Annotated in this window: 9 protein-coding genes; 3 read left to right on the top strand and 6 right to left on the bottom strand. The window is 70.2% G+C overall.

What is annotated here, in order from left to right; all coding sequences use genetic code 11:
- Positions 1 to 61: 61 nt before the first annotated feature.
- Positions 62 to 2023 carry a Stk1 family PASTA domain-containing Ser/Thr kinase gene (gene pknB, locus QSV35_RS18900; RefSeq protein WP_286290511.1) on the top strand — a complete coding sequence of 654 codons (1962 nt, stop codon included), beginning with the start codon at positions 62 to 64 and terminating at the stop codon, positions 2021 to 2023.
- A gap of 68 nt (positions 2024 to 2091) precedes the next feature.
- Here pknB and QSV35_RS18895 read toward each other — a convergent pair whose 3' ends face one another.
- Genes QSV35_RS18895 through QSV35_RS18885 form a run of 3 tightly spaced genes read right to left on the bottom strand, consistent with a single transcriptional unit; the run spans position 2092 to position 5111 of the window.
- Positions 2092 to 3429 (bottom strand): class II 3-deoxy-7-phosphoheptulonate synthase, encoded by a 1338-nt coding sequence (locus QSV35_RS18895; protein ID WP_286290510.1) that lies wholly within the window; start codon positions 3427 to 3429, stop codon positions 2092 to 2094.
- Positions 3430 to 3470: 41 nt separating this feature from the next.
- Positions 3471 to 4160, bottom strand: coding sequence for a lysophospholipid acyltransferase family protein (locus QSV35_RS18890; protein ID WP_286290509.1), 690 nt, complete (start codon positions 4158 to 4160; stop codon positions 3471 to 3473).
- Positions 4161 to 4175: 15 nt separating this feature from the next.
- Positions 4176 to 5111 carry an ROK family glucokinase gene (locus QSV35_RS18885; protein WP_286290507.1) on the bottom strand — a complete coding sequence of 312 codons (936 nt, stop codon included), beginning with the start codon at positions 5109 to 5111 and terminating at the stop codon, positions 4176 to 4178.
- A 133-nt stretch (positions 5112 to 5244) separates the two neighbouring features.
- Here QSV35_RS18885 and QSV35_RS18880 point away from each other — a divergent pair, with 133 nt between their 5' ends.
- On the top strand, positions 5245 to 7077 hold the full coding sequence (locus QSV35_RS18880) for an AMP-dependent synthetase/ligase (protein ID WP_286290506.1): 1833 nt from the start codon (positions 5245 to 5247) through the stop codon (positions 7075 to 7077).
- 55 nt (positions 7078 to 7132) lie between these two features.
- Here QSV35_RS18880 and def read toward each other — a convergent pair whose 3' ends face one another.
- Genes def through QSV35_RS18865 form a run of 3 tightly spaced genes read right to left on the bottom strand, consistent with a single transcriptional unit; the run spans position 7133 to position 13202 of the window.
- Complete coding sequence (gene def / locus QSV35_RS18875; RefSeq protein WP_286290505.1) at positions 7133 to 7621, bottom strand: peptide deformylase; 489 nt, start codon at positions 7619 to 7621, stop codon at positions 7133 to 7135.
- 4 nt (positions 7622 to 7625) lie between these two features.
- Positions 7626 to 9740 (bottom strand): MinD/ParA family ATP-binding protein, encoded by a 2115-nt coding sequence (locus QSV35_RS18870; RefSeq protein WP_353618990.1) that lies wholly within the window; start codon positions 9738 to 9740, stop codon positions 7626 to 7628.
- A gap of 54 nt (positions 9741 to 9794) precedes the next feature.
- Positions 9795 to 13202: a pyruvate carboxylase gene (locus tag QSV35_RS18865; protein ID WP_286290504.1), complete on the bottom strand. Its 3408-nt coding sequence runs from the start codon at positions 13200 to 13202 to the stop codon at positions 9795 to 9797.
- A 73-nt stretch (positions 13203 to 13275) separates the two neighbouring features.
- Between QSV35_RS18865 and QSV35_RS18860 the strand changes: the two genes are divergently transcribed.
- Positions 13276 to 14088: a ParA family protein gene (locus QSV35_RS18860; RefSeq protein WP_286290502.1), complete on the top strand. Its 813-nt coding sequence runs from the start codon at positions 13276 to 13278 to the stop codon at positions 14086 to 14088.
- Positions 14089 to 14114 lie beyond the last annotated feature (26 nt).

Here is a 14114-nt window from a genome sequence, read left to right as displayed (position 1 = left end):
ACGCACGCGTACCCGCGGGGCGCTCACGGAGCGCGGGCCGCGGCATCCGTAGACTTTCAGAGTGAGCACGAGTCAGTCGTTCGACCCGCTGATCGGCCGACTCGTCGACGGCCGGTACCGGGTCCGCGCGCGCATCGCGCGCGGGGGGATGGCGACCGTGTACGTGGCGACCGACCTCCGCCTCGAGCGGCGCGTCGCCCTCAAGGTCATGCACGGGCACCTGAGCGACGACGCGGTCTTCCAGAGCCGCTTCATCCAGGAGGCCCGCGCGGCGGCGCGCCTGGCCGACCCGCACGTGGTGAACGTGTTCGACCAGGGCCAGGACGACGACATGGCGTATCTCGTCATGGAGTACCTGCCCGGCATCACGCTGCGCGAACTCCTGCGCGAGCAGCGGCGCCTCAGCGTCCCGCAGGCGGTCACGATCATGGATGCGGTGCTGTCCGGCCTGTCTGCGGCGCACCGCGCCGGCATCATCCACCGCGACGTGAAACCCGAGAACGTGCTGCTGGCAGAGGACGGCCGCATCAAGATCGGCGACTTCGGCCTCGCCCGCGCGGCGTCCGCGAACACGGCCACCGGGCAGCAGCTGCTCGGCACCATCGCATATCTGGCCCCCGAGCTGGTGACGCGCGGCACGGCGGATGCGCGCAGCGACATCTACGCCCTCGGCATCATGCTCTACGAGATGCTCACAGGCGAACAGCCGTACAAGGGCGAGCAGCCCATGCAGATCGCCTACCAGCACGCCACCGATTCGGTGCCGCGTCCGAGCGTGAAGAACCCCGGCGTGCCGGAGCAGCTCGACGAGCTCGTCCTGTGGGCGACCGAGAAGGACCCGGACGAGCGCCCCGCCGATGCCGGAGCGATGCTCGACCGCCTCCGCGAGATCGAGGACCAGCTGGGCCTCGGCGCTCAGGTCGCACGCACGCTCGCGGTCCCGGCGGTCACCACCCCGGTCTCCCGTCTCGACTCGAACGAGCTCACCGCCGTGCTGCCGGCGACCTCTTCCCTGGCGGTCGCCCCGATGGCGCAGCCCGCTGCCGCGGAGGCCGACAACGCGACGCGCCTGCGCACCGCCACGAAGCGCCGTGCCTCGCGCGGCGCGTGGATCCTCGTCCTCGTTCTGCTCGCCGCCGCGTTGACCGGCGGCGCGGGCTGGTGGTTCGGATCCGGACCAGGGTCGCTCATCGCGGTGCCCACGGTCGCCGGCGGGACGTTCGCGCAGGCGCAGACGACGCTCGCGAAGCTGGGGCTCAAGGCCGTGCAGAAAGACGAGTACAGCACCGACGTCGCCGCGCAGACCGTCATCGGCTCGAACCCGGATGCCGGTGCCCGCGTCGCCAAGGGCAAGACCGTCACCGTCCTGGTCTCCGCGGGCCCCGCGCCCCACGACATCCCGGCACTGGCAGGCATGTCGGCGGCCGAGGCACGGAAGAAGCTCGAAGAGGCGAAGGTCGCGGTCGGCGACGATGTGAGGGTCTTCACGGATGCCGAGAAGGGGAAGGTGGTCGCCGCATCCATCACCCCGAAGGGGGGCGGGGCGGCGATCGACTGCTCGAAGGGGTGCACGGTCCACGAGGGCGACTCGGGCTCGCTCGAGGTGTCTGCCGGGAAGCTCCCCGATGTCGCCGGCAAGAGCGTCGACGACGCGACGTCCCTGCTGACGGACAAGGGCCTGCAGGTCTCGGGCAACACCGTGCAGCAGAACAGCGACACCGTCGACAACGGGAAGGTGATCGGCATCGCCCCGCGCGACGGCGGCGGCCTCTGGCGGGTGAACGACACCGTCACCCTGATCGTCTCGAAGGGCCCCCAGCTGTTCCCCGTGCCGGATGTCACGGGAAAGACGCGCGATCAGGCGAAGAAGATCCTCAGCGACGCCGGCTTCACCCCGACGTACGCGGACGTGTGGAACATCTTCCTCGACAGCGCGACGCAGGTGCAGTCGCAGAAGCCCAAGGGCGGTGCGATGGAGCCCAAGGGCACCGAGGTGCAGCTGCGCATCCAGGCCACCGGCTGACATGAAGGCGGCCGCCGCGCCCGCTCGGATCGAGCAGTACGCGACGGCCGGAAGTCAGCCCGAGCGCGTCAGCGCTTCTCGAGCTCCTCGGCCACGAGGAACGCGAGTTCGAGGGACTGCATGTGGTTCAGGCGGGGGTCGCACAGCGACTCGTACCGCGTCGCGAGGGTCGCCTCGTCGATCTGCTCCGAACCGCCCAGGCACTCGGTGACGTCGTCGCCAGTGAGCTCGACGTGGATGCCGCCGGGGAACGTGCCGACCGCGCGGTGCGCCTCGAAGAATCCGCGCACCTCGTCCACGACGTCGTCGAAGCGGCGCGTCTTGTAGCCGGTCGGCGTCGTGATGCCGTTGCCGTGCATGGGGTCGGTGACCCACAGCGGAGTCGCACCGGAGTCGCGGACGGCCTCCAGCAGCGGCGGCAGCGCGTCGCGGATCTTCCCGGCGCCCATGCGCGTGATGAAGGTGAGGCGCCCGGGCTCGCGCTCGGGGTCGAGCTTGTCGATGAGGGCGAGCGCCGTCTCGGGCGTCGTCGTCGGGCCGAGCTTCACGCCGATGGGGTTGCGGATCTTCGAGAAGTAGTCGACGTGCGCCCCGTCGAGCTCGCGCGTGCGCTCGCCGACCCAGAGGAAGTGGGCCGACGTGTTGTACGGCGTGCCGGTGCGCGAGTCGATGCGCGTCATCGGCCGCTCGTAGTCCATCAGCAGGCCCTCGTGGCCGGTGTAGAACTCGACCCGCTTCAGCTCGTCGAAGTCGGCGCCGGCGGCCTCCATGAACTTGATGGCACGGTCGATCTCGATGGCGAGGCGCTCGTACTGCTGATTCGCCGGGTTCTGCGCGAAGCCCTTGTTCCACGAGTGCACCTCGCGGAGGTCGGCGAAGCCGCCCTGCGTGAACGCGCGGATCAGATTGATCGTGGATGCGGCCGTGTGGTAGCCCTTCAGCAGCCGACCGGGCTCGGCCTGCCGCGAGGCCTCGGTGAAGTCGTAGCCGTTGACGATGTCGCCGCGGTACGCCGGCAGCGTGACGTCGCCGCGCGTCTCGGTGTCGCTCGAGCGGGGCTTGGCGAACTGCCCGGCCATGCGGCCCATCTTCACGACGGGCATGGACGCGCCGTACGTGAGGACGACGGCCATCTGCAGCACCGTCTTGATGCGGTTGCGGATCTGCTCGGCGGTGGCACCCGCGAACGTCTCCGCGCAGTCGCCGCCCTGGAGGAGGAATGCACGACCGGATGCGGCCGCCGCGAGGCGGTCGCGCAGATTGTCGACCTCACCGGCGAACACGAGGGGCGGGAGCGTCGCGATCTCCGCGGACACCGCGGCCACGCGGTCGGCATCCGGCCAGGCCGGCTGCTGCTTGATGGGCAGAGAACGCCAGTGGTCGAGGGGATCCAGCTGCTGAAGCATCCGCTCAGTCTATCGGCGCGGCATCCACCCCCCGCGCCGTGCTACGACGTCGGAGCGACGGCTCTCGACTTCACCGTCGAGGCGTACACGTCCTCGTACTCCTGCGCGCCGATGCGCTGCAGCTCGACCATGATCTCGTCGACGACCGAGCGCAGGACGAACCGGTCGCCCTCCATCCCCTCGAAGCGGGAGAAGTCGAGGGGCTCCCCGATGATGATGCCCACCCGGCCGATGCGCGGAAGGCGCGTGCCGATCGGCATGACAGCCCCCGTGTCGACCATCACGACCGGGATGACCGGAACCCGCGCTTCGAGCGCCATGCGGGCGATGCCCGTCCTGCCGCGATAGAGCTTGCCGTCGGGGCTGCGAGTGCCCTCCGGGTAGATGCCGAGGAGGTCTCCGTTGCCGAGCACGCCGAGGCCCGCATTGAGCGACGCCTCGGACGCCTTCCCGCCCGTGCGGTCGATCGGGATCTGCCCGGTGCCCGCGAAAAACAGCCGCTGCGCCCATCCCTTGATGCCCTTGCCCGTGAAGTAGTCGCTCTTGGCGAGGAACGCCATGCGGCGGTCGAGCAGCAGCGGCAGGAAGATCGAGTCGGAGAACGAGAGGTGGTTGCTGGCCAGGATCGCCGCACCCTCGGCCGGGACGTTGCGCCGCCCCACGATCCACGGGCGGAAGACCGCCTTCACGATCGGTCCGATGATGAGGTACTTGAGGATCCAATAGACCATACGAGGATGCTCCCGCTAGTCGGCCTGCGCCGCCAGGTCTGCCACGCCGATGAGACCGGCGTCGTTCACGAGCTGTGCGATCGCGAATTCGGCTCCCGGCCGCTCGCCCGCCCCGGGGAGGTGCTCGTCGTACGCGGCCCGCATCGGATCGAGGAGGGTGTCGCCGAGCTGGGCCACTCCCCCGCCGATGACGAACAGCTCGGGGTCGAGCACCGCCTGGAAGCCCGCGCACGCCTCGCCGAGTGCGCTCGCGACGCGGCGCAGCGCCTCGGTCGCGCCCGGGTCGCCCTCGAGGACGAGCCGCGAGACGGCCGTCCCCGGGATCTCACCCTTCTCCTCGCGGACCGCGGCGAGCCGCACGCCGATGCCACCCGCATCCGCGATCTCGTTCGCCTCGCGCTGGAGCGCCCGGCCGGAGGCGTACATCTCGATGCATCCGCGCTGGCCGCAGCCGCAGAGGTGACCGTCGCGGATGTGCCGGATGTGTCCGAGTTCGCCGGCGATCCCGTTGCCGCCGCGGAAGAGCCGTCCGCCCGTGACGATGGCGCCGCCGACCCCGGTGCCCATCGTCAGCATGACCATGTCGTGCGTGCGCCGTCCTGCACCGAAGCGGAACTCGGCCCACCCGGCCGCATTGGCGTCGTTCTCGAGCGTGATCGGCATCGAGAGGCGCTCCTGGAGGTTGTCGCGCAGCGGCTCGTTGTGCCAGTCGATGTTGGGGGCGTGCAGGATGACCGCGCGGTCGCGGTCGATGAACCCGGCCGCCGCCACACCGACCGCCGCGATCTCGTGGTGCTCGCCGAGGTGGCGCACCATCGCCGCGACCGCATCGGTCAGCGCCGCGGGGTCTGCGGGGGTGTCGACCCGGAGCTTCTCGAGGATGTTGCCGCCGGCGTCGACGACGCCTCCGGCGATCTTGGTTCCACCGATGTCGATTCCGACTGTGAGCACCGGTGCAGTCTAGCGGCGGTCGTCAGGGCGCCCCGCCAGACCGCCGTGGCATCCAGCCAGAAGGGTGTCTCCGGCGCCTGACATAGACTCGATACACGACCGCATCCCCGAGCGGTACCAAAGGAGTTGCCCCGTGAGCGTCGTTCAGTTCGAAGTGCCCGCCGTCGTCCCTGCCGACCCGAGTGCGAACATCGCCGACCTGCTGGTCGAGCGTGTGAAGGCGACTCCGGACCGTGCACTGTTCGCCGTCCCGGACGGAGCCGGATGGCGTGACATCTCCGCTGCCGAGTTCCAGCGCCAGGTCATCGCGCTCGCCAAGGGCTTCGTCGCCGCCGGGATCGAGCCCGGAGACAAGGTCGGGTTCATCGCCCGCACGACGTATGAGTGGACGCTCGTCGACTTCGCGCTCTTCTATGCGGGCGCCGTCATGGTGCCGATCTATGAGACCAGCTCCACCGCGCAGGTGCACTGGGACCTGTCGGACTCGGGCGCGATCGCGTGCATCACCGAGCTGCCCGCGCACACGCAGCGCCTCGTCGAGGCCCAGGCCGACCTTCCGCTCGTGCGCACGACGTGGGCGATGCACGAAGGTGCGCTGGCCGATCTCGTCGCCGCGGGCGCCGACGTGCCCGACGCCGAGATCGAGCACCGCCGTCAGCTCGCCAACGGCGACGACATCGCGACGCTCATCTACACGTCGGGCTCGACGGGCCGCCCGAAGGGATGCGTGCTCACTCACTCCAACTTCGTCGAACTGTCGCGCAATGCCGCCGTCGCCCTCTCCGATGTGGTGCAGACGCCGGGGGCGTCGACGCTGCTGTTCATCACGACCGCGCACGTGTTCGCGCGGTTCATCACCGTCCTCGCCATCCACGCCGGCGTGAAGACGGGCCATCAGCCCGACACCAGCACGCTGCTGCCCGCGCTCGGCTCGTTCAAGCCGACGTTCCTCCTCGCCGTCCCCCGTGTGTTCGAGAAGGTGTACAACTCCGCCGAGCAGAAGGCCGAGTCCGGCGGCAAGGGCAAGATCTTCCGCTCGGCGGCGAACACCGCGATCGAGCACTCCCGCGCACTGCAGGAGGGCCGCCGCATCCCGCTGTGGACCAAGCTGAAGTTCGCCCTCTTCGACCGCCTCGTCTACAAGACGCTGCGCGAGGCGATGGGCGGCAACGTCAAGTACGCGGTGTCCGGATCTGCGCCGCTCGGCGCGCGCCTCGGCCACTTCTACGCGTCGCTCGGCATCACGGTGCTGGAGGGCTACGGTCTCACCGAGACCACGGCGCCCGCGACGGTGAACCTGCCGACCAAGACCAAGATCGGCACGGTCGGTCCGGTGCTGCCGGGTGTCGGCATCCGCCTCGCCGACGACGGCGAGATCATGGTGCGCGGCATCGACGTGTTCCGCGAGTACTGGAACAACCCGGAGGCCACGGCGGCAGCGTTCGACGACGGCTGGTTCAAGACCGGCGACCTGGGCTCGTTCGACGCCGAGGGCTTCCTCACGATCACCGGCCGCAAGAAGGAGATCATCGTCACCGCGGGCGGCAAGAACGTCTCCCCCGCAGTGCTCGAGGACGCGATCCGCGCGAACCCCGTCGTCGGCCAGGTGGTCGTCGTCGGCGACCAGCGCCCGTTCATCGGCGCGCTCGTCACACTCGACACGGAGATGCTGCCGACGTGGCTCGCCAACAACGGCCTGCCCGCCGACATGTCCCTCGACGACTGCGCGAACAACCCGCAGGTGCGCGCCGAGGTGCAGCGGGCGATCGACGGCGCCAACACGCTCGTGTCGCGCGCGGAGTCGATCCGCAAGTTCACGATCCTCCCGACGGAGTGGACCGAGCAGAGCGGGCATCTGACCCCGAAGCTCAGCATCAAGCGCAACGTCATCCTGAGCGACTTCGGCGGCGCCGTCGACGAGCTCTACAACGTCCCCGTCAAGACGACGCACACCGCGATCGGCTGAGCCGGGGCGCAGCGCATACGAGGACGGCGGCCGAGGAATCGGCCGCCGTTCTTCGTCACCAGCTGGCTTCGCGGACCTCGCGCATCGCCGTCTTGCGGCGCTCCGGATCGAGACGGTCGAGGTACAGCTTGCCGTCGAGGTGGTCGGTCTCGTGCTGGAGGGCCTGCGCGAGCAGTCCGTCCCCCTCGAGGATCACCTCGTCGCCGTCGAGGTCGATGCCGATCACCTTCGCGTGCGGATGCCGCATGACGTCGTGCCAGAGGCCGGGGACGGACAGGCATCCTTCACCGGTGAGCACCGGCTCCCCCGAGACCTCGACGAGGACGGGATTCAGGATGTATCCGATCTCACCGTCGATGTTGTAGCTGAACGCGCGCACGCCGACGCCGATCTGATTGGCCGCGACCCCGGCGCGACCCGGGAGCTCGACGGTGTCGACGAGATCGCGCACGAGGGCGCGCACGCCGTCGTCGATGTGGCCCACCGGCGCGCACGTCGTGCGCAGCACCGGGTCGCCGAAGACACGGATGGGACGGACCGCCACGGCGCTACGCCGCCTGGTCGAGCTGGCGGAGCCCCTCGACGACGATCGCGGCCAGCTCGCGGGCGGCATCGCGGGTGGCGGGCTGCAGCTCGCGGAACGAGATGGCGGTGCCCGCCGCGATGTGCGCGTCGTACGGCACGCGCACCACCGCACGCACCCGGGAGCGGAAGTGCGCCTCGAGCTCGTCGGGCAGCACGAGCGGAGAGCCCGGGCGCTGGTTGTTCAGGACCACCACCGCACGGCGCACCTTGTCGGCGAAGCCGTTGGCCTCGAGCCACGTGAGCGTCTCGGACGCCAGACGCGCCTCGTCGACGCTGAGGCCGGCGACGATCACGAGCTCGTCGGCCATGTCGAGCGTCGCGCCCATCACGGAATGGACGATGCCGGTGCCGGTATCGGTGAGCACGAGCGAGTAGTAGTGCGCGGCGACGGATGCCACATCCCGGTAGTCGTGGTCGCTGAACGCCTCCGACACGTGCGGATCGGCGTCGGACGAGATGACGTCGAGACGGGTCTCGTCGCGCGCGACGATCGTCGAGATGTCGTTGAACCCCGTGACCGAGCCGCGCAGACGCGCCAGATCGCGCACCGTGCGGCCGCTCGGCCGCGAGATGCGCTCCGCGAGGGTGCCGCGGTCGGGGTTGGCGTCGATCGCGATCACCCGGTCGTCACGGGCGTCGGCCAGGGCCATGCCGAGGAGCGCGGTGACCGTGGTCTTGCCGACGCCGCCCTTGCGCGAGAGGACCGGGATGAAGCGCGCGCCGCCGGCCAGGGGCGCGGAGATGCGGCCGTCGAGCTCCTTGCGCGCGCGAGCGCGCTTGCTGTCGCCGAGGTTGATGCGCTTCAAGGAGAGCGAGTACACCAGCTGCTGCCAGGCGCCTTCGGGCTCCGTGCGACCGACCTTCGCCTGGTCGAGCAGGCGATCGGCGGTCAGGAGGTCGGCGCTCTCGCGATTCGGCTCGAACTCGCCGACGCGCTTCGAGGTGAGCGTGACCTCCTGGCGGACCACCGCGATGCGCTCGGTCTCGTGCACCTTGTCGGTCTCGTTCACGTGTTCCTCTCCGGCTTCCTGCTCGGCATCGGTCATGGCCTGGCGCAGCGCCGACCGCGTCAGCGGATCGGTGATCGGCTTCACCTCGTCCATGTATCCCCCCTCGTCGTCTGCCGCGAGGACGTCGTCGCCGAGATCGTCGACGATCTCCTCCACGACGATCTCATCCACGACGAGGTCGTCGAGGCCGGACTCGTCGGCGGCATCCGCCGTCTCGTCCTCCGGCTCCAGTTCGACCTCCGGCTCGTCCACGGCGGGCTCGTGCGCGTGCGCCGAGCCTCCGGCGACGTCGCCCGCCTCCGTCTCATCCTCGACGACGAGGACGTCGTCGTCCAGATCCCCGGACTGCTCCGCCTCGGTCTCGGGACCGGACTCGTCGTTGTGGGGCGGGAGGCCGTCCATGGTGAAGCCGGCAGCGGCGAAGGCTGCATAGGGATCGATCGGAGCGTCGTGATGCGGGCCGTCGACCACGGCGGCCTCGACCTCGACCTCCTCATCGACCTCGGCGAGGTCGACGTCGTCGATCCCGGCGTCATCGAGATCAGTCTGATCGAGCTCGATGTCGTCGAGGTCGTCTTCGTCCGCGACGCCGTCTTCCGCGGCGACGTCGCCACGGGCGACGTCGCCGCGGGCGACGTCGCCGTCGGCGATGTCATCGACATCCTCGACGTCATCGGCCGGGGCCTCTGCATCCTGCTCTGCGCCCTCGTCGACGATCTCCGCCTCGACGATCTCCTCGACGTCGGCATCGATCGCTTCCGGAGCGCCATCGGCCGCGACCGCGGCGTCGGAGCCGTCGTCGCCCTCGGTGAGCGCCGCAGCATCCGTCGCGGCCACCGGCTCGACGTGCAGGTCGTCCACGGCGAGCTCGCCCGCGACGATGTCGTCGTCGAGGTCGCCGTCGTCGAGCTCGTCGTCTTCCGACCCGATCGGCATGCTGACGCTGACGTGCTCGGTGCTTCCGAAGATGCCGATGCCCGTGGTGTCGATGCTGCCGGTGTCGCTCAGGACGCCGTGCTCATCCTCGTCGGCATCGTCGGGGGTGTTGTCGTTGCGGTCTGAAACCACTGGGGAGATCTCCAGAAAAGCTCGGGGCCGTCGGGGTTCCGGCCACCCACCAGGCTACTGGGCGGGACGGACCACCAGCAAAAGGTCGCCGGCATCGACCTGCTGCGTCCCGTTCAGCGCGACCCGCTCCACGACCCCTCCGACGGGGGCGTTGATGGCCGCCTCCATCTTCATCGCCTCGATGGACGCCACCGCCTGACCCGCCGCGACCTGGTCGCCGACCGCGACCTTCACCGTCACCGCGCCCGAGAACGGAGCGGCGACATGTCCGGGCACCGTCGGGTCCGCCTTCTCGGCCTGACGCACCTCGACGTCGATCGATCGATCGCGCACGAAGACGGGCCGGAGCTGGCCGTTGAGGGTCGTCATCACGGTGCGCATGCCCTTGGCATCCGCCTCGCCGATCGCCTCGAGGCCGACGTAGAGCTGCACGCCGCGCTCGATCTCGACGACGTGCTCGGAGCCCGGCGCGAGTCCGTAGAGGTAGTCGGCCGTATCGAGCACGCTGAGGTCTCCGTACGTGTCGCGCGCCTGGGCGTACGCGCGGGCGGGACCGGGGAACAGCAGCTCGTTGAGGGTGGTCCGGCGGGTCGCGGAGTCGGCGGCGAGCGCCTCCTCCTGCGGCGCGGTCAGCGGCGTCGTGCCGATGCGCACGTCGCGGCCCTGGAGCACCATCGTGCGGAACGGCTCGGGCCAGCCGCCCGGCAGATCGCCCAGCTCGCCCGCCATGAAGCCGACGACGGAGTCGGGTACGTCGTAGCGCTCGGGGTGCGCGGCGAAGTCCGCGGGGTCTGCGCGCACCGCCGCGAGCGCGAGGGCGAGATCGCCGACGACCTTCGACGACGGCGTGACCTTCGGGACACGCCCCAGGATGCGGTCGGCGGCGGCGTACATGTCCTCGATGAGCTCGAAGTCCTCGGAGAGCCCGAGCGCGATCGCCTGCTGGCGCAGGTTCGAGAGCTGGCCGCCCGGGATCTCGTGGTGGTAGACGCGCCCGGTGGGACCGGGCAGCCCCGACTCGAACGGACGGTAGACGCGGCGCACCGCCTCCCAATACGGCTCGAGGTCCGAGACCGCCGCGAGCGACAGCCCGGTGTCGCGATCGGTGTGTGCGAGGGCCGCGACGAGCGCGGAGAGGGAGGGCTGGCTCGTCGTACCCGACATGGGGGCGGCGGCCGCATCCACCGCATCCGCGCCCGCGGCGCTCGCTGCCAGCAGCGTCGCGAGCTGCCCGCCCGCCGTGTCGTGGGTGTGCACGTGCACGGGGAGGTCGAAGCGCTCCCGCAGGGCCGACACGAGGCGCGATGCGGCCGCCGGCCGCAGGAGCCCCGCCATGTCCTTGATCGCGAGGATGTGGGCTCCCGCGCCGACGATCTGCTCGGCCAGGCGCAGGTAGTAGTCGAGCGTGTAGAGCTGTTCGGCCGGGTCGAGGAGGTCTCCCGTGTAGCAGAGGGCCACCTCGGCGACCGAGGTGCCGGTGGCGAGCACGGCATCGATCGCGGGACGCATCTGCGAGACGTCGTTGAGCGCGTCGAAGATCCGGAAGATGTCGATCCCGGATGCCGCCGCCTCGCGGACGAACGCATCCGTGACCGCCGTCGGGTACGGCGTGTAGCCCACCGTGTTCCGACCGCGCAGCAGCATCTGGATGGCGATGTTCGGCAGAGCCTCCCGCAGCTTGTCGAGCCGCTCCCACGGGTCCTCCGCGAGGAAGCGCAGCGCGACGTCGTACGTCGCCCCTCCCCACGCCTCGACCGACAGGAGCTCAGGCGTCAGCCGCGCGACGTATGGGGCGACGGCGACGAGGTCCTTCGTCCGCACGCGCGTGGCGAGCAGCGACTGGTGGGCATCGCGGAACGTCGTCTCCGTGACGGCGAGCTCGGTGCGGGCGCGGAGGTCCGTCGCGAACCCGACCGGGCCGAGCGCGAGCAGCCGGTCGCGCGATCCCGCAGGCGCCGGCACGGACAGGTCGACCGCGGGCAGCTTCAGGCGCGGCTCCACGACCAGCGGATTGTCGCCGTTCGGCTTGTTGACCGTGGCGTCCACGAGCCAGGACAGCACTTTGGTGCCCCGGTCCTTCGATTCGCGTCCCTGCAGCAGCTGGGGCCGCTCGTCGATGAACGAGGTGCTGATGTCGCCGGCGACGAAGTCCGGATCGTCCAGGACGGCCTGCAGGAACGGGATGTTCGTGGACACCCCGCGGATGCGGAACTCCGCCAGCGCGCGGCGGGCCCGGGTGACCGCCGCCCCGAAGTCGCGACCGCGGCACGTGAGCTTCGCGAGCATCGAGTCGAAATGCGGGCTCACCTGCGCGCCGGCGGCGGTCGTGCCGCCGTCGAGGCGGATGCCGGCGCCGCCCGGCGACCGGTACGTCGTGATCTTGCCGGTGTCCGGCCGGAAGCCCTGGCTCGGGTCCTCTGTCGTGATGCGGCACTGGAGGGCCGCACCCCGCAGGCGGATCGCATCCTGCTCGAGACCGAGTTCCTTCAGCGTCTGCCCCGCCGCGATCCGCATCTGGGACTGGACGAGGTCGACGTCCGTGACCTCTTCCGAAACGGTGTGCTCGACCTGGATGCGCGGGTTCATCTCGATGAACACGACCTCGCCGGTGCGCGGCCCCGCGGTCTCGAGGAGGAACTCGACCGTTCCGGCGTTCTCGTACCCGATCGACTGGGCGAAGGCGACGGCGTGGCGGTACAGGGCGTCGCGGATCGCAGGGTCGAGATTCGGCGCCGGCGCGATCTCGATGACCTTCTGGTGCCGGCGCTGCACCGAGCAGTCGCGCTCGAAGAGGTGCACCGTGTGCCCGGCGCCGTCGGCGAGGACCTGCACCTCGACGTGCCGGGGGCGCAGAACGGCCTGCTCGAGGAACATGCGCGGGTCGCCGAAGGCGCTGTCGGCTTCGCGGGATGCGGCGGCCAGCGCCGCGGGGAGGTCCGCCTTCGACTCGACGCGCCGCATACCGCGACCGCCGCCGCCGGCGACGGCCTTCGCGAACAGCGGGAAGCCGATCCCGTCGGACTGCGCGACGAGGGATTCGAGATCGTCGGATGCCTCGGTCGACCGCAGCACGGGCACGCCGGCGGCGATCGCATGGTGCTTGGCGGTCACCTTGTTGCCCGCCATCTCCAGCACGGATGCCGGAGGACCGATGAAGACGATCCCGTTCTCGGCCGCCTTGGCCGCCAGCTCCGGATTCTCGGAGAGGAAGCCGTAGCCCGGATAGATCGCGTCCGCGCCGGACTCGAGGGCGACGCGGACGATCTCGTCGACATCGAGGTACGCCCGGACCGGATGCCCCTCCTCGCCGATCTGGTACGCCTCATCCGCCTTCAGCCGATGCAGGGAATACCGGTCCTCGTAGGGGTAGACGGCCACGGTTCGAGCACCGAGCTCGAACGCCGCACGGAAGGCACGGATGGCGATCTCACCGCGATTCGCGACCAGGATCTTGCGGAACATGCACACCTCGCAAGGGGCGTAGGGGCGGACGCTGAGTGTGCTCACAGCCTAGGGGACGGTAACGTAGAGCCTCGTGCACGTCCTTTCCGTCAGCTCGCTCAAGGGCGGTGTCGGCAAGACGACCGTGACTCTCGGACTCGCGTCGGCGGCCTTCGCCCGTGGTGTCCGCACGCTCGTCGTCGACCTCGACCCGCAGTCCGACGTGTCCACAGGAATGGACATCCAAGTCGCGGGTCGCCTGAACGTCGCCGACGTTCTCGCGAACCCGAAGGAGAAGACCGTCCGGCAGGCGATCACCTCCAGCGGCTGGACCAAGGTCCACCCGGGGACGATCGACGTCATGATCGGCAGCCCGTCCGCCATCAACTTCGACGGACCGCACCCGAGTGTGCGGGACGTGTGGAAGCTGGAGGAGGCGCTCGCCGCGGTCGAGGCCGACTACGACCTCGTCCTCATCGACTGCGCGCCGTCGCTGAACGCCCTCACGCGCACCGCGTGGGCGGCGAGCGACCGCGTCGTCGTCGTGACGGAGCCGGGTCTGTTCTCCGTGGCTGCGGCCGACCGTGCCCTCCGCGCGATCGAGGAGATCCGCCGCGGACTCTCGCCCCGTCTGCAGCCTCTCGGCATCGTGGTCAACCGCGTGCGTCCCCAGTCGATCGAGCACCAGTTCCGCATCAAGGAGCTGCGCGACATGTTCGGCCCGCTCGTCCTCTCCCCACAGCTGCCAGAGCGCACGTCGCTGCAGCAGGCGCAGGGCGCGGCGAAGCCGCTGCACATCTGGCCCGGCGACTCCGCTCAGGAGCTCGCGGGCGACTTCGACGCGCTGCTGGACCGCGTCATGCGCACCGGCCGGATCCCCGCTCCGGAGACGCCCACCGGCGTCTGAGCCACCCAGACTGAGAAAGCCCCCGG

The organism is Microbacterium candidum (assembly GCF_030315975.1).
Lineage (GTDB): Bacteria > Actinomycetota > Actinomycetes > Actinomycetales > Microbacteriaceae > Microbacterium > Microbacterium candidum.
Note: the sequence above shows the minus strand (reverse complement) of the source record. Positions and strands in the feature narration are given on the sequence as shown.